General features: G+C 59.0%; 19 protein-coding genes and 1 other annotated feature. Of the genes, 12 read left to right on the top strand and 7 right to left on the bottom strand.

Going from position 1 to position 26158, the window contains the following annotated elements:
* Positions 1–131: 131 nt before the first annotated feature.
* Complete coding sequence (locus KDN35_RS14860) at positions 132–2309, bottom strand: cell division protein FtsA (protein WP_212133099.1); 2178 nt, start codon at positions 2307–2309, stop codon at positions 132–134.
* A gap of 254 nt (positions 2310–2563) precedes the next feature.
* Between KDN35_RS14860 and KDN35_RS14855 the strand changes: the two genes are divergently transcribed.
* From KDN35_RS14855 to KDN35_RS14840, 4 genes are all read left to right on the top strand, one after another.
* Positions 2564–3661: a bifunctional 3-deoxy-7-phosphoheptulonate synthase/chorismate mutase gene (locus tag KDN35_RS14855; protein ID WP_171567330.1), complete on the top strand. Its 1098-nt coding sequence runs from the start codon at positions 2564–2566 to the stop codon at positions 3659–3661.
* Positions 3662–3791: 130 nt separating this feature from the next.
* Positions 3792–4100, top strand: a complete 309-nt coding sequence (locus KDN35_RS14850; RefSeq protein ID WP_171567329.1) for a metal-sensitive transcriptional regulator — start codon at positions 3792–3794, stop codon at positions 4098–4100.
* A gap of 114 nt (positions 4101–4214) precedes the next feature.
* Positions 4215–5225, top strand: a complete 1011-nt coding sequence (gene ccpA / locus KDN35_RS14845; protein WP_171567328.1) for a catabolite control protein A — start codon at positions 4215–4217, stop codon at positions 5223–5225.
* Between the two features lie 54 nt (positions 5226–5279).
* The gene (locus KDN35_RS14840) at positions 5280–6206 is read left to right on the top strand and encodes a 5'-methylthioadenosine/adenosylhomocysteine nucleosidase (protein WP_212133098.1); all 927 of its coding nucleotides are present in this window, start codon (positions 5280–5282) and stop codon (positions 6204–6206) included.
* A 97-nt stretch (positions 6207–6303) separates the two neighbouring features.
* On the opposite strand, the gene KDN35_RS14835 is transcribed toward KDN35_RS14840, so the two are convergent.
* The 4 genes from KDN35_RS14835 to KDN35_RS14820 form a co-directional block, all read right to left on the bottom strand.
* Positions 6304–7461 carry an acetoin utilization protein AcuC gene (locus tag KDN35_RS14835; protein WP_212133097.1) on the bottom strand — a complete coding sequence of 386 codons (1158 nt, stop codon included), beginning with the start codon at positions 7459–7461 and terminating at the stop codon, positions 6304–6306.
* Complete coding sequence (locus tag KDN35_RS14830) at positions 7458–8102, bottom strand: CBS and ACT domain-containing protein (protein WP_171567325.1); 645 nt, start codon at positions 8100–8102, stop codon at positions 7458–7460. Before KDN35_RS14830 ends, KDN35_RS14835 begins: the two co-directional genes overlap by 4 nt.
* Before the next feature lie 39 nt (positions 8103–8141).
* Positions 8142–8774, bottom strand: a complete 633-nt coding sequence (locus KDN35_RS14825) for an N-acetyltransferase (protein ID WP_171567324.1) — start codon at positions 8772–8774, stop codon at positions 8142–8144.
* An 81-nt stretch (positions 8775–8855) separates the two neighbouring features.
* Positions 8856–11927 (bottom strand): transglycosylase domain-containing protein, encoded by a 3072-nt coding sequence (locus KDN35_RS14820; RefSeq protein ID WP_212133096.1) that lies wholly within the window; start codon positions 11925–11927, stop codon positions 8856–8858.
* A 120-nt stretch (positions 11928–12047) separates the two neighbouring features.
* Positions 12048–12265: a binding site (T-box leader), on the top strand.
* Positions 12266–12325: 60 nt separating this feature from the next.
* On the opposite strand from KDN35_RS14820, the gene tyrS reads away from it, so the two are divergent.
* Together tyrS and KDN35_RS14810 are read left to right on the top strand one after the other, a co-directional pair.
* On the top strand, positions 12326–13597 hold the full coding sequence (tyrS, locus tag KDN35_RS14815) for a tyrosine--tRNA ligase (RefSeq protein ID WP_212133095.1): 1272 nt from the start codon (positions 12326–12328) through the stop codon (positions 13595–13597).
* A gap of 201 nt (positions 13598–13798) precedes the next feature.
* On the top strand, positions 13799–14257 hold the full coding sequence (locus KDN35_RS14810; protein ID WP_212133094.1) for a DinB family protein: 459 nt from the start codon (positions 13799–13801) through the stop codon (positions 14255–14257).
* A 93-nt stretch (positions 14258–14350) separates the two neighbouring features.
* On the opposite strand, the gene rpsD is transcribed toward KDN35_RS14810, so the two are convergent.
* Positions 14351–14947 (bottom strand): 30S ribosomal protein S4, encoded by a 597-nt coding sequence (rpsD, locus tag KDN35_RS14805; RefSeq protein ID WP_171567320.1) that lies wholly within the window; start codon positions 14945–14947, stop codon positions 14351–14353.
* A gap of 317 nt (positions 14948–15264) precedes the next feature.
* Complete coding sequence (locus tag KDN35_RS14800; RefSeq protein ID WP_212133093.1) at positions 15265–17535, bottom strand: S-layer homology domain-containing protein; 2271 nt, start codon at positions 17533–17535, stop codon at positions 15265–15267.
* 208 nt (positions 17536–17743) lie between these two features.
* Here KDN35_RS14800 and KDN35_RS14795 point away from each other — a divergent pair, with 208 nt between their 5' ends.
* The 6 genes from KDN35_RS14795 (at position 17744) to KDN35_RS14770 (ending at position 26157) form a co-directional block, all read left to right on the top strand.
* Positions 17744–18325: a histidine phosphatase family protein gene (locus tag KDN35_RS14795; protein WP_171567318.1), complete on the top strand. Its 582-nt coding sequence runs from the start codon at positions 17744–17746 to the stop codon at positions 18323–18325.
* A 26-nt stretch (positions 18326–18351) separates the two neighbouring features.
* Complete coding sequence (locus KDN35_RS14790) at positions 18352–20607, top strand: GGDEF domain-containing protein (RefSeq protein ID WP_230077265.1); 2256 nt, start codon at positions 18352–18354, stop codon at positions 20605–20607.
* Between the two features lie 109 nt (positions 20608–20716).
* The gene (locus KDN35_RS14785) at positions 20717–21712 is read left to right on the top strand and encodes an MBL fold metallo-hydrolase (RefSeq protein ID WP_212133092.1); all 996 of its coding nucleotides are present in this window, start codon (positions 20717–20719) and stop codon (positions 21710–21712) included.
* A 65-nt stretch (positions 21713–21777) separates the two neighbouring features.
* Positions 21778–22653: a hypothetical protein gene (locus KDN35_RS14780; protein WP_171567316.1), complete on the top strand. Its 876-nt coding sequence runs from the start codon at positions 21778–21780 to the stop codon at positions 22651–22653.
* 266 nt (positions 22654–22919) lie between these two features.
* The gene (gene refZ, locus KDN35_RS14775) at positions 22920–23528 is read left to right on the top strand and encodes a forespore capture DNA-binding protein RefZ (RefSeq protein ID WP_171567315.1); all 609 of its coding nucleotides are present in this window, start codon (positions 22920–22922) and stop codon (positions 23526–23528) included.
* Positions 23529–23577: 49 nt separating this feature from the next.
* Positions 23578–26157, top strand: a complete 2580-nt coding sequence (locus tag KDN35_RS14770) for a septation ring formation regulator EzrA (RefSeq protein ID WP_349290987.1) — start codon at positions 23578–23580, stop codon at positions 26155–26157.
* Position 26158: the final 1 nt, after the last annotated feature.

The following is a 26158-nucleotide window of genomic DNA, read 5'->3' as shown; positions in this document are numbered from 1 at the left end:
AGGGGCGAACGCAAGCGTCCGCCTCTCTTCGCTGTCGGCCTCGTCCCAGGGTGGCGCCGCGAATGTGAAACTGCACAAAAAAACGGGTGGGCTTGTAAGGGCCGCACCCGTTTTTTTGTGAGAGCAGACGGTTACTCCCAATACAGTTCCAGTTTGTCGCCGTTCTTTAACACCGTGTGGTACGAAGCCGGCTCCCCGTTGACGAGCGTCACCAGGCGAAAGTTGCCTTCGCCCGTCGGCTTTTCCAGCGGGACGTCGACATAGCGGAAAACGTCACTGAACAGGGGCGCGACGGGCTCGGCTGCCTTAACGGTAATCACCGCGCCGTCCCGGACGGGATCGTCCGCCTGTGCCGGTCGGCCGTCCACCGTGACGGATACGCCGCCCACAGGCAGCACGACAGGCTGACCGTTGAAGTGGACGGTGATCGTCTCCTGCCCCCACTCCTCGGGAGGAATGACGTCGCGGATGGCGGGAATCGACAGTTCTTCCACCCGGAATGCCAGCTCATCGCCCTGCCGCACGCGATCGTCCAGTGCGGCCGGTTTGCCGTTTACCTCCACCCGGAGGTTGCGGGTTGGCAGGGTGTACGAGCGGCCGTTGACGCTGAACCGGAGGGGAGGCGGCGCTGCTTCGTCTCCGTCCGGGAGCAGCCCCGCTTCCCGCAGCACCTCTTCCACCGTACCGGGCAGACGGATATCCAGCTTACTGCGGTCGGCGAGAGGGGCGTCCAGCGGTTGCCGCACGCCGTTGACCAGGGCGATGGGGCCGAGTGACAGCGGCTGGCCGTTGCAGGTGAGCTCCAGCGTGTCCAGGCGGTCCAGCAGATCCAGCACCCGCGCCTCCGCTTCGCGGCCGTCCTGACCGGGCACGACGACGATCACATCGCCGTCCGCCACGGGGGCGTCCAGCCCCGACGCTTCCCCGTTTTTCTCGATGACGGGCGGGGTGCCGTGGCCGCCCGGAATGATTTTGATTCGGCCGTTTACGGTCAGCGACATCGCCATGCCGGGGCGGCCGTAGAGACGGCGGATGTCCATGCCGGCCGCAATCAGCGCGTCGCCGACCGTCATTTTGCGCAGGTCGAAGATGCGGATCGGCACGTCGTTGACGGTGACGGTCACGTATTTGATCGGATGGCGGCGCGCCGCGACGGCGATGCCGACCGGTGTGACGAATTCCGGTCCGGTGATGTCTGGATGTTCGTCCACAAACTGCCGGATGGCATCTGCGCCCCGGACCGCGACGCGAGACGGCGGCAGCTTCAGCGCTTCCGCGACGCGTTCTGTCAGTCTAGGCGTCAGGCTGCCCCCGCCGATCAGCATCACGGCTTGCGGCGGCTTGCCGTTCAGTTCCAGGATTTTGTTTGCGATGTTGACAGCCAGGTGGCGGATGTCACTGTCGATGGCAGCTGCCACCTCGGCAGACGACAGGTTGTGCTCCATCCCGAGTATGTCGGTGAACGATACCGTTTCGCTGGAAGAGAGCGCCCGCTTCACTTCCTCTGCCATTGGGAAGTCGAGCAAAAAGGCGTTCATCAGGGCATCGGTAATCTCGTCCCCGGCTACCGGCACCATGCCGTAGGCGGTGATCGTCCCTTCCTCGGTCAGGGCCACGTCGGAAGTGCCGGCGCCAATGTCCACCAGCGCGATGTTCAGCCTGCGCATGGTGACAGGGATCAGCACGTTGATCGCCGCGATCGGCTCCAGGGTCAGCGCCTGCATTTCCAGGTCACAGTGCTTCAGCGCAGCCAGCAGCGAGTCCACGACCACGCGGGGCAAAAACGTGGCGATCACCTCGACGCTGGCTGTGTCCCCGCGTTGGTGGAGCAGGTTGCCGATCAGTTCGCCGTCCAGGTAGTAGTTGACGACGCTGTATCCAACGCAGTAGTAGCGGGTGACGTCCCGTTCGTTCAGTTCATGGGCCAGTTGGGCCTGGGCTTCCTGAACGGCGGAAAACTCCAGGGCCAGCACGTCGTCGCGGGAGATGGTTGCGTGCGGGGCAATCGGCATATCCATCCGCACCCGCCGCGTCCGCAGCGAACGGCCCGCCGCCGCCACAGCCACCCGTTTCAGTGAGCCGTGCGTTTCTTCCAACTGCTTCTTGACCTGCCGAATGACTTTGGCGACGGCGTCGACGTCGTGAATCTGTCCGTCCAGCATGGAACGTTCGTCATGTTCGCGAATGGCGCAGTCGATGATGCGGAACCGATCGCCCGAAGGCTCGACGATCAGCCCGATTACGCTGCGTGTCCCAATATCCAAAGCAAAGATCAGCTCATCCGAAGCTGTTTGCACAATGTCCGACAAAATCAGGTCACTCCTCATTCCATAGGAAAATCCGGGAAATCACTTCGGGAATGTTTTCGACTCGAAGTGCGGAGAATCCTGTCGAAACAGGCAATCTTCTCGACAAGAGGAAAAATTGCAAACGTTTTAAAACAAATTTGCAATTTACTTTCATGCTTTTTGGCGCTAAACTGCTGACAAGGGCAATTTGATTGATTATAATAACCCTAATTTATTGTGGTGAGAACAAAGAAGACGAGGAGAGTGGAGCGAAGATGGCACACGACCAAATCGAAACCATGCGCAAACAGATTGACGAGATCAACCTGCAGATTCTCGCATTGATCAACAAGCGGGCCGAACTCGTTCAGGAGCTGGGCAAAGAGAAAGTAAAGCAGGGCGTCAACCCCTTTGATCCGGAACGGGAGCGCCAAATGCTCACCCAGCTGGTGGAGAACAACAACGGTCCGTTCAGCGACAATACGATCCGCCATCTGTTCAAGCAAATTTTCCAGGCGTCGCTCGATCTGATGAAAGACGACAATAAAAAGGTTCTTTTGGTCAGCCGCAAAAAACAGCCGGAAGACACTGTGATCACGATCAAGGGCGTGGAGTTTGGCGGAGGCCGTCCGATCATGATCGCCGGCCCGTGCTCCGTGGAGAGCTACGAGCAGGTGCGCGCCGTGGCGGAGAATCACGTCAAGCGCGGTCTTCGCGTGCTGCGCGGAGGAGCGTACAAGCCGCGTACCTCGCCGTACGACTTCCAGGGCCTGGGCGTGGAAGGCCTGGAGATTCTCAAGCGGATCGGGGACGAATTCAACCTGGTGACGATCAGCGAAATCGTCAATCCCGCTGACCTGGAACTGGCCACCCGCTACATCGACGTCATTCAAATCGGGGCCCGCAACATGCAAAACTTTGAGCTGCTGAAAGCGGCCGGCCGGATCAACCACCCGATCCTGCTGAAGCGCGGGTTGTCGGCGACGATCGAAGAGTTCATCTACGCTGCGGAGTACATCCTGTCCGAGGGCAACAAGCAGGTGATGCTCTGCGAGCGCGGCATCCGCACCTACGAAAAAGCGACCCGCAACACGCTGGACATCTCTGCCGTGCCGCTGTTGAAACAGGAGACCCACCTGCCGGTATTCGTCGACGTAACCCACTCCACCGGCCGCCGCGATCTGCTCCTGCCTACGGCCAAGGCCGGTCTTGCTGTCGGCGCGGACGGCATCATGATCGAGGTGCACCCGGATCCGGACGTCGCTCTGTCCGACGCCAAGCAGCAGGTCAACATCCCGCAGTTCAACCACATCCTCGACGAACTGCTCGCATCCGGTCTGTACAAGGAAGCAACGCCAACGGTGCAGCGCTGATTCGTCCGTCTTGCATAAAAAAAGTGTCCAGGGCTCTTCCGATCGGCGGGAGGGCCCTCTTCATTTGACGAAACACGTCCCAACCAGTAAGCTAAGCACAAGAGGACATGGCTGAAGGGAGCGAAGGCGGATGAGTGAACAGGAGCACTGCTGTGCGCCGGAGCGGTCCACGCCGCGGCCGGACAAGATCAAGAGCAATCTCATCTCCCGGCTGAACCGGGTGGAAGGACAAATTCGCGGCATCCGCGGCATGGTGGAAAAGGACGTGTACTGCGACGACATCCTGAATCAGATCGCGGCGGCCCAGTCGGCGCTGAATGCGGTGGGCAGAATGCTGCTGGAAGGGCACATGAAAAGCTGTGTCATCGACCGCATTCAACAGGGAGACAGCGAGGTTATTGACGAACTTTTGAAAACGATGAACAAACTGATGAGATGAGGGGCCGCTCGCCTGATAAACGATTGCAACCGGGCACGGCTTGTCGTATCATAAGTGCATACATTTATGAAAATGATCATGAAAACCATATTATGGGGAAAGTGAGGGTATGTGATGCCGGTTACTATCTATGATGTGGCACGAGAAGCGGGAGTTTCGATGGCGACGGTTTCCCGGGTTGTCAACGGAAACCCGAATGTCAAACCATTGACGCGAAAAAAAGTATTGGCTGCGATCGAACGTCTCGGATATCGGCCCAACGCAGTCGCGCGCGGATTAGCCAGCAAGAAAACAACGACGGTCGGTGTCATCATCCCGGACATCTCCAGTCTGTTTTTTTCCGAATTGGCACGCGGCATTGAAGATATCGCCACCATGTACAAGTACAACATCATCCTGTGCAACTCGGACCAGCGCATGGAAAAGGAATTGCAGTTGATCAACACACTGTTGGAAAAACAAGTGGACGGCCTTTTGTTCATGGGAGCGGAAATCAAGGAAGACCACTTGCAGGCGTTCACCAGCGCACAGGTGCCGATCGTTCTGGCGGCCACGCGTGATGCGGACAACACATTGCCGTCCGTCACCATCGACCATTTCCAGGCGGCTTACGACGCCACCAAGGCGCTGATCGAACACGGGCACAAGCGGATCGCGATGATCACCGGTCCGATCAATGACCCGCTGGGCGGTCTGATGCGCTACGAGGGCTACAAAAAGGCGCTGGCCGACGCCGGGATTTCGCATGACGAAAAACTGGTGGCCCACGGCAACTACTTCTACGAATCAGGGCTGCGTACGGCTGGGGAGTTTCTCAAGCTGTCCGACCCGCCGACCGCCATTTTTGCTGCCAGTGACGAAATGGCGATCGGGGCGATTCACGCCGTCCAGGATGCCGGCTTGAACGTACCGGGCGACATCGAAGTGATCGGGCACGACAACATCCGCCTGGTGGAAATGGTGCGGCCGCGGCTCACGTCGGTCGTCCAGCCGATGTACGACATCGGAGCAGTGGCGATGCGCCTGTTGACCAAGTACATGAACAACGAGCACGTGGAGGAGCACGTTGTGCTGCTGCCCCACCGTATTGAATACCGCGAAAGCACCCGGCCGCGAGAAATCTAAAGCGCCGAGAGGAACAAGTGTTTGACAGCAAGAGGAGCAGGAGGGAACGAAGCGATGCGCATTGGAATTATCGGCGCGATGGACGAGGAAATTGCGCTGTATCTGGAAGCGATGACCGGCACGGTCAGCACGGAGAAGGCGGGCGTTGTCTACCACGAGGGAGAGATGGAGGGAACATCCGTCGTTCTCTGTAAATCGGGGGTGGGCAAGGTAAACGCCGCTGTCACCACGCAAATGCTGATCGATCAGTTCAAGGTGGACCGGATCATTTTCACCGGGGTGGCGGGAGCGGTGCACCCCGATCTGAACATCGGCGATATTGTCGTCTCCACGGACTGCGTGCAGCACGACATTGACGTGACGGCACTGGGATTTGCCCCCGGCCAGATTCCGTATACCGAGCAATGGGTGTGGCAGGCCGACCCGGCGCTGCGGGAGCTGGCGATTGCGGCGGGCAAGGATCTGGAAGACGACGTGCAGGTCGCGAGCGGGCGAATTCTCTCCGGCGACCAGTTCGTCGCCAACAGGGAAAAGGTCAAATGGCTCCGTGAGCAGTTTGACGCTCACTGCACAGAGATGGAAGGGGCAGCCGTCGGGCAGGTATGCGCCATGAACGGCGTGCCGTTTGTGATTGTTCGCTCCATGTCGGACAAGGCCGACGGTTCTGCACACGTCAACTTCGCGGAGTTTACCCGGTTGGCGTCGCAGCGTTCGTACGCGATCGTCAGCCGGATGCTGCGCGCGATGACGCCTGGCGTGATCGTGTACTCCACCAAAAACTGCATCGACTGCGACATGGTGAAACAGTGGCTGACCGCCAAAGGCGTCGCATTTGAAGTGCGGGACGTGATGACCAGCCGCGCCTACCAGGAAGAAGTGGAGCGCTTCGGATTCATGGGCGTGCCGGTGACGGTGGTCGGCGACAAAGCAGTCAAAGGCTTTCAGCCAGACGAGCTGGAAAAGCTGCTGAGCCGTTCATAGTGAAACACGCATGAAAAAACCGGTTTCTCGCGGGAGAGACCGGTTTTTCATATGGTGCGCCCTGCATGCCCTGCATACCGGCACGCCGGTTGTCCGCTCAGCTATCCGTTTCGATCGGCGCGTACATCAGCGCCCGTTCCAGCGTGATGCGGTTTTTCTCCGTGATCTCCGCCCGGCGGGGGATGGGCGGAAACGGATCGTCAAACAACCGGGTCGGCAGCTCCAGTTCGCTCAGCGGCTGCCAGCGGGAGCGCCACGCTTCCGGCAGCGGGCCGTCCGCGAGCGGCTGATCGGTCATCTCGCTCCAGAGCAATGTCCAGGCGCGGGGCACCACCCGCCAAATGTCATAGCCTCCGCCGCCCACGGCAATCCAGCGGCCTTGGCACCACTCGTGCGCCAGCCGATGAGCCAGCCGGGGAATTTCCTGATAGATGCGCATCGAACAGGAGAGGTGGGTAAGCGGATCGTAGGTGTGGGCGTCGCAGCCGTTTTGCGTCACGATCACATCCGGCTTGAAGCCGCGCGCCAATTTGGGAATCAACTCGTGGTAAATGTCCAAAAACGACTGATCTTCTGTAAACGCTTCCAGCGGGATGTTGACCGAATAGCCGTAGCCGCTGCCTTCTCCCCGTTCCGTCAGGCTGCCGGTGCCGGGAAAGAGGTATTTGCCGGTCTCGTGCAGGGAGACGGTGAGGACGTTGGGATCGTCATAAAAGGCCCACTGCACACCGTCCCCGTGATGGGCGTCGGTGTCGATATAGAGAATCCTGGCGTCCCAGTGCTGGCGCAAATAGGCAATGGCGACGGAGCAGTCGTTGTAGATGCAAAAACCGGATGCCCTCCCGCGAAAGGCGTGGTGCAGTCCGCCCGCTGGGTTGAAGGCATGCTCCGCCTGTCCGTTCATCACCGCGTCCACCGCCTGCAAGGTGCCGCCGACGATCAGCGCGGCGGCCTCGTGCATCTGCGGGAAGAAGGGGACGTCTTCGGTGCCAATCCCGTACCCGGCCGCCAGCGGCAGCTCGGTGTCACTTTCCCCCTGCTGCCGGACAAACTGGATGTAGCGCGGATCGTGGATCAGCGCCAGTTCCTCGTCGGTCGCCAGCCGCGGCGGCAGGATGTCGGCGTCGTTTATCAAACCGTAGGCGCTCATCAGATCGTAGGTCAGCAGCAACCGGCGCTGGTTGAACGGATGTTCGTCGTGAAAGTAGTAGCGGGTGTAATCGGCAGAGTAGATCAGACGAGCGTTCCGGCTCAACGCCCCTCCCCCCCTTCCCCGGGAGCGACGACCGCAAAGCCCTTGCTGCGCAGCAGTTCCATGACGGGGCGCGGGTCGATCGTCTGGACGCGGAAGACCAGATTCTTCCTGCCCGGCTGGTCCCCGGGGAAGACGACCACGCTGCAGACATTCACCTGGGCTTCGCGCATCACCTGGCTGACTTCCGCCAGCATGCCCACGCGGTCGTCTACCTCCACCTCAATGTGGGAGCTGGGTTTGTTCACGCCAAACAGTTCGATCAGGCTGTTGAACAGGTCTGATTCGGTGATGATGCCGACCAGCCGGTTTCCTTCTACGACCGGGAGCGATCCTACCTTGTGTTCGTAAATTTGCACTGCTGCGTCTTCGATAAAATCGAGCGGATGGGCGGTGATCACCTGGCGCTGCATGATGTCCGCCACCGGTTTTTGCAGGACAGTGTGATCGTCGTCGTGCGCAAGCAGCGTGGACGGGAGGGCATCGCGCAGGTCGCGGTCGGAGATGATTCCCACGAGACGCTCCTGGTCCACGACGGGCAGATGTCGAATGCGGTTGCCCCGCAGCAGTTTCAGTGCATCGCCGATACTGGTGGTGGGATGGACAGTGACGACCCGTCGGCGCATGATCTTCTCGATTCGCATGGGCAAAACTCCCCCTTTTTCCTGGCGCTCCAAATACTCCTAATAGAAATAGCGGTGTTGAAAGCGCATGGCGTCAAAAGCAGCAATGCTCTCCGGCGGGACCCGACTGCCGATTCGGGCCATCAGGCAGTTGGCCGGATGGGAGCAGATTTCCGGATCGTCCGTCGCCATCCAGACCATGCCGACGCTGCCCATTACCTTTTCCATCACTTTTCGGTACTGCCACACATCCAGCCCTGTTCCTTTCAGGTCCCAATGCCAGTAATATTCCGTCGTGATGACAATATAGTCTTCCATCGCGTCGTCCATAAAGGCCACCTGCAGCATCGTCTTGGCGACACTGCCGCCCCGGACGGCCTGGCTTACTTCGATTGCCCCCAGCTCGAGCAGGTCGGGGAGTTGGGCCTGCGACCAGCGCTCAAGCGGGTCGGGATAGAGAAACGTGACGTAGCCCAGCACCAGGTCCGCTTCCCGGGCCACGATGATCCGTCCCTCCGGCAGGGCGGCAATTTCCACGAGGGCCTTGTGCTGCTCTTCGGGGATGCGAAACGCCTTGAGCCCTTCGTCCAAGCGGAGGGAGGCGAGACGTTCCGGTTCGACGGGCCCCTCCACCAGCAGCCGCTTTCCGCCGGCGACGAGCTGCTGTGAATGATAGCGCTTGACGTGCTTCATTGACGCACCTCCTGGTTTAGAAAACAAGAGATGGCAGCAAAACCATCTCTTGTTCACCTCTCTATCCCTATCATACGTCGTTTAGTGGGCGGCAACGCTGTTCGATTGCGGCGATTCTCCGAAACTGTTGACGGCAGTGATGTAATACGTGCCGCTGTTGTCTTCGCTCATGTGCACATAGCTGGTGCCGGTCACCGACTCCAGGAGCAGGTATCCGGTTGCCGGGTCCGGGCTGAAGTAGACGTTGTACGCGATGACCTGTTCGTTTGTGCTGTTGCGCTTCCACTGCAGTTTCCAGCCGCCCTGAACTTTTGTCAGCGTCAAAGACTTGGGCGCGCTGGGCGGCATGGCGATTGGGTCTCCGCCGTTTCCGATGCCGGGGTCGTTTGGCTCCGGGAGCGGCGATTCCGTTTGGCCGGGGGCGGTTGGGACCTCCCACGTGCCTGTGGAATTTCCGGCAGAGACTGCCGCTGACGGCGCCGACTCCTGGCCTGTGATGTCCACGGCAGTGACGTAGTATCGTCCGCCATTTGCCGACGCATCCGTATAGCTGAGCACGGCCGGGTCTTTCACCGTGGCGACGCGGACGAAGCCGTTTGACCCGTTGGCGCGGTAAATCCGGTAGCCGATCAGGTCCGCTTCGCCGCCCGACTTCCACGAAAGTGTCACTTGCTTGCCGGACTGGACGGCGGTGACGTTGGTCGGAGCGGCGGGAGCGCCGGCCACCTCGGTCCTGGGATCTTCCTTTTCGGGGAGGCGCTGCTCCCAATCAAGCGGCTTGACGTTGGCCTTTTTGTCTTTGGCGAGCTGCTCGCTGTCGGGCAGCGGGTCCGGTGAGCGGAAGAAGATGCCCTCTGACACAAAGTCGTCCGGCGTTCCTTCCTTGGCCAGGTAGCGCTCGCCGTTGTAGAGGATGACGCGTGCTTTCTGATGCGAGTCATCCGTTTTCGTCGGCAGGTACTTCTGGTTGAACAGATCCGTGATCAAATGGCCCGCTTGTTTGGACAGTTCGCTCGGCAAAAGTCCGGACTTGCTGTCTACGGTGGCGGTGACGATGCCGGCCGGTTTGGCAAAGGTCTTGTCGGGCGGCGACAAGTCGGGGTGTTTGTCGATAATCTGCTTCATGATCTTGCCCCACACGGCCATCGGCACGTTCTTGTCCCGGTCAGGAATGGGATGTGGCTCATCGAACCCAATCCAGACGCCCATGGAAAGTTCGGGAGTGTAACCGACGAACCACAAGTCGTTGTTGTTGTTGGTCGTCCCCGTCTTGCCGGCGATGTCCACCTTGCGCGGAACGTACTGACGGATGTGGGTCCCGGTGCCGGCGTTGACCACCGATCGGAGCACGTCGGTGATCAGGTAGGCGGTCTGCTCGCTGTACACCTGTACCGGCTTTGCTTCGTGCCGATAGATGACCCTGCCCTGGCTGTCCTCGATCCGCTCGATCAGGTAGGCGTCCACAAATGACCCGCGATTGGCAAAGGTGGCGTAGGCGTTGGTGATTTCCTCCACCGTCAATCCGTACGCCAGCCCGCCGATCACCCCTGTGGCGGCGTAATTGTCGCTGTCGACCAAGGTGGTGACGCCCATTTTTTTCACGTAATCCAGCGCTTTCGGGATGCCCACCTTCAGGTACGTCTTGATCGCCGGGATGTTCCAGGACATCCGCAGCGCTTCGCGGGCGCTCATGATACCGTGAAACTTGTTGTTCCAGTTCATCGGCAGGTGGGAGCCGGTTTTCCCGTCTGCCAGCAGCACGGGCGAATCGTCGATCGGCGAACCGGGCTGCAGCAGTCCCAGTTCAAACGCGGGCGCATAGGCAGCCAGCGGCTTCATGGCCGAACCCGGCTGACGGGGAACGGTGGCGTGGTTGGTCTGTTCCACGTTGAAATCCCGTCCGCCGATCATGCCGAGGATGGCGCCGGTTTTGTTGTGAATCAGCATGGCCCCGACTTCTTCCAGGGCGTTCTCGATTTTTTCCGTCTTGCCGTTGGCGCGGCGAATCGTGTACGTCGCGTTTTTTCCGAAGTTTTTCGGGTCCTGGGCCACGGCCTGCATGATCGTGTTGACGTCCTTGTTGATCGTGGTGTACACCTTGTAGCCGTTGCGCAGGATGTCGCGGCGCTTCTCTTCGATCAGTTGGCGGTACTCGTTGCGCTCGACGCTGGACTTGTCCCGCCCTTTTTCCTTTAATTCGGCGTCGACGAGCGCGCGGGCGGCCCGCTCCTCGATTTCCATCATCAGGAACGGCACTTCCCGGTACGCCTGCTTCGCCGGTTTGGCCAGCCGCGACTTCAGATCGGACGCCAGTGCTTCATCGTACTGAGCCTGGGTGATGTACCCGTTTTCCATCATCCGGTCCAGCACCATCTTCTGGCGATCCTTTCCGCGTTTGTATCCTTCGTTGTTAAACGGCGAGTACGCCCCAGGGTTTTGAATCATCCCCGCCAGATAGGAGGCCTCCGCCAGGTCGAGGTCTTTCACGTCCTTGTTGAAAATGCCCTTGGCCGCTGCTTGGACGCCGTAGACATTGGAGCCGTTGGCATTTTTCCCGAGGTAGATCTCGTTCATGTAGGCTTCGAGAATCTGGTCCTTGGAAAACATCCGCTCGATACGCATCGCGTTGAAGATTTCCCGCGCCTTGCGCATGTGGCTCACTTCATGCGAGAGGATGGTATTTTTCACCAGTTGCTGGGTCAGCGTGCTGCCGCCGGTGACGACAGGCTGGTTGGTCAAGTCCTGCAAGGCGCCGCGCAGCGTCGACTGGATCACGATACCCTTGTGCTGAAAGAAGTATTTGTCTTCGGTGGCGATGATGGCGTTGATCAGATACGGAGAGACTTCCGATTTTCTCACCAGGCGCCGGTCCCCTTCAGACGCGCGGAGCTGTCCGATTAGCGAACCGTCGTTGTAATAGGCGAAGCCGGTGAGGTAATTGGTGAAGATTTTCTGCTGCAGTTCTTCCCGGCTGCGCACAGGCTCGTCCTTGACGAGCGCAGCAACGTAGCCTAACACAACACCTCCGGCCAGAATGACGCCCAACAGCCCCATCAATAGCAGACCCTTGACCAGCAGCAGGATCGTCCGCCTGCGGCCGCGGCGGCGCTTGCGCTTGGCTGGTTCAGAGGAAGAAGAGTGCTTGTTCGACATAGTTCTACGACCCCCTAGTGTTATCCTGATTATACCATAGGCGGGATCGGGAGGATAGAAGCGCGCCGTTGACATGAAATAGCCGCTGTGCAACAATAGCAGTATACGTGTTTACAGAAGACCGTGGCGTCGAACGGTGACAGTAGCGAGTGACAAGCGGAGTTGTCAGAGAGCTGGTGGTCGGTGCAAACCAGCCCCTTCCACATCGCGAAGTACACACCGGGAGCCTTCCGGACAATCCGGACGGAGCAGACCGTTATCCTGTGCGATGAGCGGAAAGGATGCCGTGCGCATCTTTTCAACTAGGGTGGTACCGCGGGTGCAGACTCGTCCCTAAATTGGGGCGGGTTTTTTTTATTTTATGCAAGTATGGATCAAAGAAAAGGAGCTGTACTGGGATGAGTGTCGAACAGACAAATGAGACATACGCGCTGACAGAAGCGCAGAAGCAGGAAGTGGAACGCCAGCTGTCGGTGATTCGCCGAGGTGCTGTGGAGATTATTCCCGAGGAGGAGCTGCGCCGCAAGCTGGAGCGTTTCGTCGCGACCGGCCGTCCGCTGAAAGTGAAGCTGGGACTGGACCCGTCCGCTCCCGACATTCACGTCGGCCATACGGTCGTGCTGCAAAAGCTGCGTCAGTTCCAGGAACTGGGCCACACCGTGCAGTTGGTCATCGGCGACTTCACCGGCCGCATCGGCGACCCGACGGGCAAGTCGGAGACGCGCAAGCAGTTGACCGAGGAACAGGTGAAGGAGAATGCGAAAAGCTACGTGGAGCAGTTTGGCAAGGTGCTGGACGCCAGCCGCGTGGAAGTGCACTACAACTCCAGTTGGCTGGCGCCGCTGACGTTTGCCGACGTGGTGCAGCTGGCGGCCCGGACCACGGTGGCCCGGATGATGGAACGGGACGATTTCGAGAAGCGCTTCAACAGCGGCCAGGCCATCTCGCTGCATGAATTCTTCTACCCGTTGATGCAGGGCTACGATTCGGTGGCGCTGCAAAGCGACGTGGAACTGGGCGGCACCGATCAGAAGTTCAATCTGCTGATGGGGCGCCACCTGCAGAGAGAGTACGGCCAGGAGCAGCAGGTGATCCTCACCATGCCGCTCTTGGAAGGGCTGGACGGCGTGCAGAAGATGTCCAAGAGTCTGGGCAACTACATCGGGGTCAACGAAGAGCCGAACGAAATATACGGCAAGGCGATGTCCGTGCCGGACGAGCTGATGCTCCGCTACTACGAACTGGCGACCGACATTTCCAGCGAGGAACTGGAAGCGTTGAAGAACGGCCTTGCCGACGGCAGCGTGCACCCGCGTGATGCCAAGATGCGGCTGGCGAAAACCTTTGTGCGCATGTTCCACGGCGAGGAGGCGGCTGAAGAGGCGGAGACCTACTTCAAAACCGTCTTCCAGCAGCGCGCCCTGCCGACCGATCTGCCGGAAGTGGAGCTGAATCTGGCAGCGTACGAAAACGGCGAGGCCAACATTGTCAACCTCGTGTTTGACCTGAAGCTGGTCGACTCCAAGGGGGAGGGCCGCCGCATGGTGCAGCAGGGAGCGGTCAAGGTAAACGAGGAGAAAGTGGCCGACATTAATCAAAGCGTGCCGCTTGCGGACGGCATGGTCGTCCAGGTGGGCAAGCGGAAGTTTGCAAAGGTGAAACTGGTGTAGACAAGGCAAAAAGCGGTCCGTGCGGAATTTTTCCGAGCGGACTGCTTTTTATTATGGGAGGCAAGGCATCTTGTCCTGTTGACGGGGATCGTGCTGTTGGCGTCTGCGTCGGCTGCAGGCAAGAGGATCGGGTTTGTTTTGTAAATATTTCGTCCTTTCTTTACAATGAGTGTAACGCTTGTTCATGGAGGGAGTGGAAGGATGAAAGAACTGATACACGAATACGCACAGGGATACGAACTGCTGCGGGCGTCCATCGACGGCTTGAGCGAGGAGCAGATGCGCTTTCGGCCGGCACCGGGCAAATGGAGCATCCACGAAATCATCGTGCATGTGACTGACTCAGAGATTGTCGGGCTTCATCGGTTTAAAAAGGTTCTGGCTGAGGATCGGCCGCTGCTGACCGCCTTTGACCAGGACAAATGGGCTGCCCAATTACGCTACCATGAACTGGACGCCGGGCAATACCTGCTGCTGTTCAAGTTTCTGCGGGAAAGCTTTTTGCCTGTCCTGTCCAGACTGACGGAAGACGACTGGCAGCGGGTGGGCATTCACTCGGAAGCCGGCCCCATGACATTTGCCCAGCTGCTGCAAAAGTACGTCGACCACATCCGCGATCACCTCAGGCAGATCGAGCGGGTCAAAGCGGCGATGAGCTGACGGACCCGATGAGCAAGCCGGATGGGAGCAGGTACTTGCTTTTGGCAAAAAAAAGAAGTCGGGATAACCCGACTTCTTTTTCTCTATCAAAGATTAACGGCTGTAGAACTCGACGATCAGTTTTTCGTTGATTTCCGCCGGCATTTCTTCGCGGTCCGGCAGACGGTTGAACGTACCTTCCATTGCGTTGTCGTTGAACGTGATGTAGTTCGGCAGGAAGTTGCGCGCTTCCAGCGAATCTTTAATGATTTGCAGGTTGCGGGACTTCTCGCGAACGCTGATCACGTCGCCCGGTTGTACGCGGTAGGAAGGAATGTTCACTTTTTTGCCGTTTACCAGGAAGTGACCGTGGTTAACCAGTTGGCGCGCAGCCGGACGAGTCGGCGCGAAGCCCATGCGGTATACCACGTTGTCCAGACGGGACTCCAGCAGTTTCATGAAGTTTTCGCCAACAACGCCGTGCATTTTGGTAGCTTGCTCGAACGTGCGGCGGAATTGCTTTTCGCTCACGCCGAACATGTGGCGCAGTTTTTGTTTTTCTTGCAGCTGGATGCCGTACTCGCTCAGTTTGCGGCGGCTGTGGCCGTGTTGGCCAGGCGGGTAATTCCGTTTGATGTCTTTGCCAGTGCCATCCAGGGAGATGCCCAGACGACGAGCCAGTTTGTGACGTGGACCAGTGTAACGTGCCATGTTTTCATTCTCCTTTAAAATGGGATTCACAGGTGTTTACTTCCGGAAGGCTAGTTCCATCTTTACCTACACGAACTTCGGACGGTAGCGTTTCCGCATCGTGCTCCTCACAGGTAGTTCAGCCGCAGCCTGTAAAGGGATGAAACTAAGAGAGGGTGACACTTCCGTTTTTACCTGCAATCAATGCTACCCTGTACACATACATCCAATATTATAGTCTTGGAGCGCGCAAAGTCAAGGAAAATGTAACGGGGCGGCCTCATGGGGTCCGCCCCGGCTGCGTTTTTGGCTGCTGGTGCAGCTGCCAGTTAAGCCGGTTAAAACGTGCGGTTCTCTTCCAGCTCGCTGCGTTTTTCCAGGAAACGGGCAAACGCGACGGCAGCATCAGCCCGGGAGACGCTGCCCTTCGGCTGGAACTCCCCTTTGGCGGGCGTCATAATGCCCAGCGTCGACACGATCACGATGGCGCCGCGGTGGGTGGATTGGTCGATGTCGGTCAGCTTCGTCGCGAACATCTCAGCGTGTTCCGACAGTTTGCGGTATCCCAGGGCGCGGACGATCATGTCCGCCAGTTCTTCCCGTGTGATCGTCTCATCCGGCTTCAGCGACGGGGAGTTTTTGTCCAGCAGGCCGCGATCGACTGCGGCTTCGACAGCGGCGAAGTATTTGGACGTGCTGGCGACGTCGCTGAAACTCGCTTTTCGTCCGGCGGCCACGGGCAGTACCCGTCCTTGATTGAGGCTGAGCATCAGCATCTGGATCATTTCCCCGCGGGTAATGCTGCGCTCCGGCATGATGTTGCCGTCGATCAGGGAGAGCGCCTCGTACTCGTACATCAGCATCAGCGCTTTCTCGGCTGGGTGCCCCTTCAGGTCGGCAGGGGCGGGACGATGCAGCTGGATCGGCTTGCCCGTCGACAGGCTGCGCCAGTCGCCGCTGACAGCGTCATAGACGTACGGCTGATCCAGCGGCGTCACTGCGGCCCGATACACCAGCTTTGCCTTGCGTTCCGGCAGCGTAACGGCTTTTTCAGCGCGGAAAGCGACCGCGTCATCCGGCAAGGGCTCGAGCATGTAGACCGCTTCCACTTCCGTTTCCTTCTGCCAGGCTGCCAATGCTTCCGCGGCGGAGCGGTGCTTCGGCACCTGGGACGGATAGGTCTCGGACCCAAAATGCGTGTTGTAGGTGAGCACTTCGCCGGTGGCAGCATCAAATGAGACGCTGGCTGAGCCGGTGGCAGCGGGAATGCCGTTGACCAGCCGCTGGAACCGCACCTCGTACCGCTCGGCGTCCGGTTTCAGTTCTGTTGTTTCCGTCACATAGAGCCGGTCGGCCCAGGTCGGCGTCCAGGAGCGGATCACTTCCGCCGCTTTTTTCTTCAAGCTGTTTGCGTCTGCTTTTTTGGCCGCGTCCTTTTTAGGCTCCGGCAGCTGGTTGTTCTTGCTGAAGTGGTACACGTCTCCGTTGAGCGCGTCCATGGCGATATAGACATAGCTTTGGCCGTTGGCGTTCTTTGTTTGGTATTCCAGGTTCCAGACCGGCCGGCTGCCGTTGGAGTCCTTTTCGTTGTAGGAGGCAGCACGCAGTTTGTATCCGGAGAGATCAAACGTCCGTTCTGCCAACTGCACGGCAGCTTCCTGGGTGAGCGCACTGCCCGTATGGCGCGGGGACAGGCGCTTGCTGCTTGTGGGTGATGTCTCCGCCTCAGGTTTGAGCGGCTCGAGCGAGTCCGTCAAAGGCGTACCGTTTTTTGCGTCCAGGTAAAAGGTGAACGGGTTCTCATATGCCAGAATCGGCTTGTTTCGCTCCTCCCCCCGCGCATCCCAGGGAAGCACGTAGGAGAGCTTTGCCTTGGCATGCTGCTTGAACAGCGCGGCAGCTTCTTCGGGCGACAGCATCCGTTGCGGCTTTTCAAAGCGGACGCCGTCACTCCAACTCAGCGTGTAACCGGTGACTGTACCGGCAGCGTTGACGGTGATCTCCACGCTGTTGTCGGGGAACGGCACGTCATCCACCAGGCGGACAAACCGGAATGTGTAGGAGGTATTGGAATCAAGCGGCGTTTTGGGCACTGGCAGATCCCGCGTATACAGACGGGTCGCTTTCGCTTTAGCCGGGTTGTGACGGGCGAGGAACTGCTCCGCCGCCTCCTGTGCCTCGGCATACGACACGCGGTCTGCATAGGCGGGTTTGGACGGATGTTGCTGGTAGTGGGAATAGCCGGTCAGCTCCCCGCTGTCGGCGTGAATGCTGACAGTATAGGAGTACGCAATCTCGTTCTGGTCTTTTTTCACCCAGATAAACGTCCATTCCGGAAACGTACGCCAGATGTCGGCAGAACGGAACGACACGTTTTCCAGCTCCAGTCCCTGCGGAACCAGTTTTTTGGCGATATTCAGCGCTGCCTCCTTGGAGAGTTTGGCTTTGCTGGCGGCATCGGTCAGCTGATTGCCTGCCGGGGCGCTGATCGGTGTGGCCTGGACGGGAGCTTCGGCCGGCAGCAGCTGCGCGGCGTAAGCCTGGGCGGCAGGCGCCAACAGGACAGCGCTCAGCACGACGGATCCCGATCGGATGATCCATGGTTTCATGTACAATTCCTCCTCGGTGTCAAAATCACGCGTACACCTTCTCTGACGAGAGAATTGGCGCGCTCGTTTCACGCGGGGGGAGAAAATGGAGGCGGGAGGAAAAATGGGAATTTTGTCCCAAATGTGTCGTAATCTATATGGAATTGCAAACATTCATCTTATATAATGAAAAAAGACCAGCACCAGAATCACGGGAGGAGTAATCAACTTGGATACAATCGTCTACTTGATTCGCCACGGTGAAACGGATTGGAACCTTGCGCGCCGCATTCAGGGCCACAGTGACGTGGCGCTGAACGAAGCAGGATTGCGCCAGGCTCGGCAGGTGGCTGCCCGGTTTCGCGGCAAGACCATCCGTGCCGTCTACTCCAGCGATCTCAGCCGGGCGATGCAGACAGCCCGCCAGATTGCGGAGAACGCCGGTGTTTCCGTTTCCGCCTTGGATGCGCTCAGGGAGCGGTGCTACGGTCAGTGGGAAGGATTGACGTACGAAGAAATCAGGGAACGATTTGCCCACCAAGATGAAGCGGCATGCGGAATTGAGACCTTCGAGGGAATGCAACAGCGAGCTGTGACGACGTTGACCGGATTGGCGGCAGACCATCCGGGCGAAGAGATTGTTGTCGTATCCCACGGAGGCTTTATTAATTGCTTTTTGCACTACGTGACCAATGGCGAGCAGGGGACGGGTGTAACGCGGATCGACAATACGGCAGTCAACGTGTTCCGCTACACCGGACAGAGTTGGGAAGTGCTGCAGGTCAATGATACTGACCATTTGGAAAAATGAGAATACGCTGAGAGAGGGAATATCTCGTGTCAAGCAAAAAGTTGGGGAAGTTGGAGACGGTCTTTTCCTACATGGCCCACTTTATTCTGCAATCCTGGCCGGAAAAGCGTCCAGGCATTCTTTACTTGACAGATTCCGTCGGCTGTTTGCTCAAAGTTATCAGGATGCAAGGCGGCCAAACCTGGAATCCCAACGGACTTGACCTGCGAAAGGGCAGCTCGCTTTGCGGTGATGCCCGTTCTCCCGTATCCCGCGCCCTGCGTACGGGAGAGATCACGGTATGTGTGGCGGACAGCGGTCCCCTGGTCTGGGGCGCGTTTCCGCTGTGCGAACGCGACGGGCGTGCCCGTGCCGTTATCGGCATGCTGGCCCCCCACAACGAGGTAGACTTCGATTTTTGTTCCTTCATGCGTGGGCTGGAACCGTTGCTCCGGATGGGATACGATGCCTACATTCAGCACGCCACCAGCGAAATCGTGATGAACCTGGCCAGACATGACAATACACAGGACCTGCTGGCCAGCTTGGTGCGGCAGATCGCGGACATCGTGGAGAAAGGGTACTGCTCTGCCGTCAAGCTGACGGAAGCCGGAACGCTGAACAGCCGGGAGCTGGCCACCAGCGAGCCGGCGGGCGAGGGGGACTGCCACATCAGACAGGTGGCGGCCCGACTGGGCGATCGGGTTATCACGCCGTCCGTGTGGGACGAGCAGCGCACCGTCGTCTTTCCCATCTCCTGCGAAAACAGGCCGCTGTACGCGCTGTTTCTGCACCTTGCGCCTGATGAGCCGGATTGCGTGTACGATGAGCGGGATGTCGCCTTCCTGCAGGAAGTGGGGGAAAAGGCGAGCTACGCCTTGTGGCGGACCATGGTCGCCGATGCGCTGCGCCGTGAGGCCACGCAAAAGGATCTCTTGTATCAGTTGATGACCAGGATTCAGGCGTCGATCGACGTGGAAGACGTGCTGAACGAGATCGTGACCAGCATCCGAAAGCTCTTTCCGACGGCCTTTGTCGAACTGTTCTTGACCGTGGAAACCAACGCCACCACACCCGTCAAACCCCTCTCCTTTCAGGACGATGACGCGTCCACCAGCACGCAGGCGTACCTGGAGGGAAGGCTGGTCGTCGATTACGAAGAGCACGACGGCATCCCGATGGCCGTGATCGCCGCCCCGCTGTTGGGCAAACAGGGCATTTACGGGGTGCTGCAGCTGACGGCCGAACGGCAGGCAGCGCCGGGACGGCAGGAGACGGAGTACATCTCCATCCTGGCGGAGACAGCGGGGAAAGCCTTTGAAAACGCCCAGCTCTACCAGCAGTCGCGCAACTTGATCCGCGAGCTGCGTCTGATCAACGAAATGGCCCGGCAGCTGAACCGCAGCCTGAATCTGAAGGAAATCCTCGACTTTGTGACAAAGAAGCTCCTGGAGACCTTCTCGGCTGAATTTGTCGCCATCCTGCGCAAACGGCCGGACGACGACCGCTTTGAAGTCATCTCGTCATCGCTGCCCGCGTGTCACGGACAGCTGGTGTCGGCCTCGGAAAAACCGTTGGCGGATGCCGTGGCCGGCAAACAGGTGCTCATGCTCGCACAGCCCGGTGCCAAACCGCTGCCCTTTTCCCTGATGCCCTGCGCATCGCTGATGGGAGTGCCGCTGGTGGTGGAAGGAGAGCTGGGAGGCGTGCTGCTCGTTGCGGATTCCCGCCATCATTTTTTTGGTTTTGACGATTATAAACTGCTGGAGATCTTCGGGCAGCACGTGAGCCTGGCCATGACCAACGCCATGCTGCACAACGAAGTGGAGCGGATGGTGATCACCGACAACTTGACCGGACTTTACACCCGGCGCCACCTGAACGACTGCGTGCGGACTTCATTGGAGAAAGACAGCCACGGTTCGCTCCTCTTGATAGATATCGATTATTTTAAAACGGTAAACGACACGTACGGGCATCAGGTGGGCGATGAAGTCCTGCTGCAGGTGTCCGACCTGATTCGACGAAACATTCGTGAATCGGATATTGCGGCCCGCTGGGGTGGCGAGGAACTGGCGATCTACCTGCCGCGTGTGGACAAGGCGACCGCCCATGGCATCGCCGAGCGCATCCGCTCCCTTGTGCAGGCGGAAACGATTCCGCAGGTCACCATCTCCTGCGGTCTGGCCGCATGGTGCCGGGATCAGCAGCCGCAGTACAGCGTGGAAGAGCTGTTCCACCAGGCAGACGTCGCCTTGTACGAGGCGAAACACAAAGGCAGAAACCAGGTGATTCTCGCGTAGGAGCCAAACGAGGCTCTTTGCTTTTTCTGCCGATAAAATTGGCTTCGCCGATAGGAACGCACCAGCTTTTCCAGGATTCACAAACACAGACAGGACGGGGGAATGGCGAATGAGCACTGACAAGCACAAGCGAATGGCTGAACAAGTAGCGAATGGGGTGTACCGGATTATGATTCCCACTCCCTTTTCCGTCGGCGCGGTCAACGTCTATCTGGTGGAGGGCGAACGGCTGACGCTGGTGGATGCCGGACCGCTGACCGAAGAGGCCTGGCAGGCGCTGACGGACGGGCTGGATGAGCTCGGTTACCCGGTGGATGCGATCGAACAGGTGATTTTGACCCACCATCACGTCGACCACTGCGGGTTGTTGGAACGTGTCCGTGAGTCGTCGGGAGCGCGCATCTACGCCCATCCGCTCGCCGTCCCGTACGTGGAGTGGCACGAACCGTTTCTCGATTTTCACGATCGGTTTTTCCACGAGCTCTATCGGGAGAGCGGCGTGCCCGAGGAGAAACTCTCCCTCATCCGCAAGTTTCACCAGCTGATGATGACATTTTCCCAAAAAAGCCGCATCGACGGCTTGCTAAAGCACGAACAGACGGCGCCCCATCTGTCCGGGTGGCAGGTTCTCTACACCCCGGGCCACTCGCAGAGCCATCTTTCCCTGTACCGGGCGGCTGATCGCGTCATGATCGCCGGGGATCACATCATCAAACACATCTCTTCCAATGCCTTTGTCGAGCCGCCCCGCGATCAGTCGCGGGCCAGACCGCTGACTCTGGTGCAGTACCGGACGGCGCTTCAGATGTGCGCCGACATGGAGATCGACCTGGTGCTGCCCGGGCACGGCGAGCCGGTCACCAATCACCGCGAGCTGATTCTGGCGCGATTGCAGAAAAACTGGGAGCGGACGGACATGCTCCGCCGGTTCCTGGCTGACGGTGAAAAGACGGCCTACGAGCTGAATGCGCTCTTGTTTCCAACGCTGTATGAAAAAGAACTGCCGCTCACACTCTCGGAAACACTGGGCCACATCGACCTGTTGGCGATTCTGCACCAGGTGGAGATCAGGGAGAAAGACGGCGTGCTCTACTATTCCCTTTGACCCGCCAGCAGAATAAGCCTTTTCTTCCTCGGATACCCTAATGGCGACGAGGAGGAGGGACGAACATGCGCAAAGCGTTGCACTTCGTTTTCTTGCCCCTGCTGTGCGCTGTGCTGGCAGGCTGCAATACGATGGGAGACAGGCCAAACGCGCAAGCCGCCTATGACCAGGTTCGCGACCGTTTTGCCGAGCAGGAGTCATTTGCGTTTTACGGACAGACCAAGCTGTTGACCGGGGACACCGCCAACGCAAACGTCGTCAGTTTCTCCGGACGGAAGCATAAGGAAGGCATCTTGATGAACGTAAAGCTGTCACAGCCCGAACAAAAGCGGGTCCAAACCCTGTCGCTTTTGTCCAGGCAAGAGCGGCTGTTCGTCAAGCAGGAGAGCGACCGGGAATGGAAGAGCGCGGGACTCGACGGGTCGTTTCGCCAGGAGCTGAACAACTGGGACCCGGTCTTTGCCTTTCGCCAGATGGACGAGATGAAAAAGAGCGTGCTGCCGTTGACCGACCGCAATACGGCAGATGACATCGAAGCGGTGCGGGTGCTGCTGGACTCGACGAAGCTGAAAAATTGGCTGGCAGAACAAATGAAGCAGCAGGCCGGCCTGCATGTCCAGTCTGCCCATCAGCCGCGGCTCAAGCTGGCGATGACGCTGTCCGACGGTGCGTGGCGAGCACTCCGGCAGGGAGTGTCCATCCAGGCGGCGGAGACAAACGTCGACGAGATGATTGACCAGATGGAGCTGGAGGCGGAGTACACCGTGTATTACAACAAGACCACCATGCTGCCCACCAGCCTGGTGATGTCCATTCGCTCCGAGTACGACGCCAACAACCAACGGGTACTGGAACACACCCGGGTGGAGACATTTCTGCAGAACTACGGACAAGTGCAGCCGCTGCCGAACCCGACGAGCGCGGAGAAAACATCAAAGTAAAAATGAAAGCAGGCGTTCGCGTGCCGCAGGTGCGGTGTGTGAGCGCCTTTTTGCGCGGGGCGTCACAGCAGCCGCCGACCTTGCGCTGTCGAGACGTTTTCGCGTAATTGCCCAGAATTGGCAGGAGGAACTCTGGAAAACTTTGTCGAACTATCTACAGGACTGTCTATTTGTTGGCGAATGGTCTGCACAAAAGGCATGTGCCTGAGCAGCCTTGCTGCCCGGTTCGGATTTTCAATGGCCGGAACTGGAGAGGGGAATGGCGAATGGATCAGACCAAGCTGCGCATTCTGTCGGCAGCGGCCAAGCTGTTTGACATACACGGCTACCACGGCACGTCCGTGCGTCAGATCGCGGAAGAAGCGCGGGTGAACGTCGCGCTCATTTCCTACCACTTCCGGGGAAAGCAGGGCGTGCTGGAGACGCTGATCGCCTCGTATTTTGAAACGCTGTTTCGCCAGCTGGATATACGGGAAAAAGAAGACAGCGGACTTCCTGCCATGGAACGGCTGGAGCGGGTGATTCGCCTCTACCTGTCGTTTCAGCGGGAGCACGCGCCGATCACTCGGCTGATTCAGCGTGAATTGAGCGTGGAGTCGATGCTGGCGCGGGAAGTGATGACGCTGTACCTGAGCCGCTGGAAGCACGGCATCGCCAACGTGATCGAAGAAGGAATTGCTGCGGGAGAGTTTCGCGTCGTGCCGGTGGATCGCATCGCACTGGCCACGGCCAGCCAGCTCATTTACCCGTTTTTGCAGCCGCAATCGGTGCGGGAAGTCTACTATCTGGAGCCGGCTTCGGAGGAGTTTGCGGATTGGCTGCTCGTCTCCGTCATGCGCTATCTGGAAGCGTGGCTGCTACCGGCCCGCGGATAAGCCGGCTCGTGATTCTTGAGAATTTTTACATTAAGGGGTTGTCATGACCGTGAAAAGAAATTGGGTCCTGCTCTGTCTGGCAGGCATGCTCTTATATGCGAATCCGGCAATGGCTGTGCCGTTTCCGGACAAAACGGACGAAGTGATTCAAGACGCCGACGGTTATCTGAAAAAGAACGAACGGGAGAGCGCTGCCGAAGCAATCAAGCAGCTCGGCGGCAATTACAAGGTGGTGGTGGTCGAAAGCACCCAACCGGAAGCGCAAACGCCCGACGAATACGCGAAAAAGCTGTACGACAACTACAACCTGCCCGAGGACACCCTGATGGTCGTGCTTGACATCAACACCCAGGAGCTTGGGGTACATGCAGGACCGGCCCTGGCGGCAAAAGGGGCCACTCCTGAGCTGCTGCACGAAAAAGCGGAGGCCTACTATGAACCGTTCCGCGTGGACAAACAATACCTGCAGGGAATCCAGGCGTTTTTGTCGGAAGTCAAGGGAGAATTGGAAGGGTTGAAGAACAAGCCGGGCGCGGCCGCAGGTTCTCCAGACACTGCCCAGCAGCAGAAACAATCGGACTCGGGTCTGCCTTGGTGGCTGTACGGGATTGGCGCAGTCTTTGCCGCTCTCTCCGCTGCGCTGGTGTACGCGATGATCCGCCGCCGCGCCATTTTTGCCCAGGTGGATGCGGTGGAGGAGTGGAAGGACCAACTGGTGGAAAAAATCAACGTCATTGAGGTGGACAAGCAGATGCGCCGTTCCCGCGGCAAGACGGAGGAGCGGTTCATGCACCTGGCCGACCGGAAGGAAAACCTGCTGCGCATCCGCATCCCCGATGTGGAGATGATGATTCTGGACGCGGAGGAGGCGTGCGACCGCTTCCGCTTCCAAATGGCGCTCGGCCTGCTGGAGGAAGCGCGGGAGATGCTCGGTTCCATCGAGCAGGAATTGGACGCATTGAAGACGGACACCACCCAGGTGATCGCCACGAAAAAGGAAAGCAAGCTGGCCATTCCGGAAATCGGCAAGCAGATGGAGCAGGTGGAACGGCGACTGTCCGACCTGCGTCTGGAGTACGGGCTGTCCTTTCACGAATTGAAGACGGCGCTGGATGACGTGGAAATGATGCGCGCCAAGATCAAGGAAGCGCGCACGGACGGCGACGACGTGCTGGCCTATGACATCACGCTGAAGGCGCAACAGCTGCTGGGCAAGCTGACCAGCGACCTGGAGCGGATACCGGCGTTGGTCGGACGCGTGTTGAAGGAGATGCCGGAAGAGTTCAGGCAGTTGGAGGAAGGCATCATCCAGGCGACGGGTGACGGGTACGATCTGAACCGCGACCCGCTGGAAGGCTCCCTGATGCAGGCCAAGCAGCTGATCAACGCGGCGAAGTCGGCATTGGAAGAGGGAAGCCTGGACATGGTGGAGACCCATGTCAAAGCGTTTGACGTGCTGATTGACACCACGTACCAGAACATCGAGAACATGGTCCTGAGCCAAAGGGAGGCAGCAGCGGCCCTCTCCGCAGCGGAACCCAGGGCAGGGGAGCAGGCTGGCGGAGAGTCAAATGGAATCATCGGAGAAAACGCTGCTGACGAGATGCCGATCAAGCCGGCGGCGGCAGATCGAGCGGCTGCACCTGCAGCTGCGCTTGCCGATGCGGCAGCGGGAGCTGTTGCTGCGGCGGCTGTTTCCGCATCAGGGGCCGCTGAAACTGCATCAGAAACCGGTAAAACCGCACCAGCAGCCGCTGCAACCCCACCAGCAGCAGCGGTCTTGTCGGGAGCAGCCACAGCGGAAGCCGCCGCACAGGGTGCTGCCGGCCATGTCTTGACAGGAGAAAATGAGGAACGGACTGCTGCAGCGTCGGAGCGTTTGGAAACCGGACCGGAAGACGGCGCTGTCGCCCCCGCGGCGGCGTCACAAGAGGCGCTGACCCAGGCGGAGCGGGAATGGCTGTTTGACTCGCCGGCTGCCCGTCCCGGTAAAAAACCGCCGGTCCACGCCGAAGAACGCATGGCTGTCAGCCACGTGGAAGAGGTGCCGGACCAGGAGGACGCAGAATATGAACTGGTGATCCCCAAAGGCCACGAAGCGCAGGCAGAGGCGAAACAGGAGCAACATCCGGAACCGGAGCGGCTGGTCATCGAGACGGAGGACGACGCCCTCGACGAGTTGGAGCGAATCTCCAGCACGCTGGTGCGGCTTCGTCAGGAGATCAAGCGGAGCTACCTGCCGGGCATTCCGTCCCGGTTGAAATTCCTGTTTGAAGACGTGGTGCAGATCCTCACGCGGATCAAGGCAATGATGGAGCAGTACCGCTACGACCTGGACGAAGTGTCCATTTTGATCAATGAAGCCAACGAACTGCTGCTGGAGACGGAGCATCTGGCGGAGCTGACGATCGCCACCTGCCAAAAGGCAGAAGGAGCGATCCAGTACGCCAACCGCTACCGCCGTCAAAACCGGCAGGTGGATGACATGCTGACCAAAGCGGAACAAGCGTTTCGCCATCTGGCGTTTGACGAGGCGTACCAACTTGCAGAGGCGGCCCGCCTGATCGTGGAAGGGGCATCCGAGGAGCCGGAAAAAGGCTGGCTCTTGCGGCGCAAGAAAAAGGGGTGAA

The organism is Brevibacillus sp. NL20B1, from assembly GCF_018195675.1.
Classification (GTDB): domain Bacteria; phylum Bacillota; class Bacilli; order Brevibacillales; family Brevibacillaceae; genus Brevibacillus; species Brevibacillus aydinogluensis.
Note: the sequence above shows the minus strand (reverse complement) of the source record. Positions and strands in the feature narration are given on the sequence as shown.

Bases quoted from the DNA above. Each gene is read 5' to 3' on its own strand.
- KDN35_RS14855 (WP_171567330.1), top strand. From the start codon at position 2,564: ATGGCACACGACCAAATCGAAACCATGCGCAAACAGATTGACGAGATC.
- KDN35_RS14850 (WP_171567329.1), top strand. From the start codon at position 3,792: ATGAGTGAACAGGAGCACTGCTGTGCGCCGGAGCGGTCCACGCCGCGG.
- ccpA (WP_171567328.1), top strand. From the start codon at position 4,215: ATGCCGGTTACTATCTATGATGTGGCACGAGAAGCGGGAGTTTCGATG.
- KDN35_RS14840 (WP_212133098.1), top strand. From the start codon at position 5,280: ATGCGCATTGGAATTATCGGCGCGATGGACGAGGAAATTGCGCTGTAT.
- KDN35_RS14830 (WP_171567325.1), bottom strand. From the start codon at position 8,102: ATGCGAATCGAGAAGATCATGCGCCGACGGGTCGTCACTGTCCATCCC.
- KDN35_RS14825 (WP_171567324.1), bottom strand. From the start codon at position 8,774: ATGAAGCACGTCAAGCGCTATCATTCACAGCAGCTCGTCGCCGGCGGA.
- KDN35_RS14820 (WP_212133096.1), bottom strand. From the start codon at position 11,927: ATGTCGAACAAGCACTCTTCTTCCTCTGAACCAGCCAAGCGCAAGCGC.
- tyrS (WP_212133095.1), top strand. From the start codon at position 12,326: ATGAGTGTCGAACAGACAAATGAGACATACGCGCTGACAGAAGCGCAG.
- KDN35_RS14810 (WP_212133094.1), top strand. From the start codon at position 13,799: ATGAAAGAACTGATACACGAATACGCACAGGGATACGAACTGCTGCGG.
- rpsD (WP_171567320.1), bottom strand. From the start codon at position 14,947: ATGGCACGTTACACTGGTCCACGTCACAAACTGGCTCGTCGTCTGGGC.
- KDN35_RS14800 (WP_212133093.1), bottom strand. From the start codon at position 17,535: ATGAAACCATGGATCATCCGATCGGGATCCGTCGTGCTGAGCGCTGTC.
- KDN35_RS14785 (WP_212133092.1), top strand. From the start codon at position 20,717: ATGAGCACTGACAAGCACAAGCGAATGGCTGAACAAGTAGCGAATGGG.
- KDN35_RS14780 (WP_171567316.1), top strand. From the start codon at position 21,778: ATGCGCAAAGCGTTGCACTTCGTTTTCTTGCCCCTGCTGTGCGCTGTG.
- refZ (WP_171567315.1), top strand. From the start codon at position 22,920: ATGGATCAGACCAAGCTGCGCATTCTGTCGGCAGCGGCCAAGCTGTTT.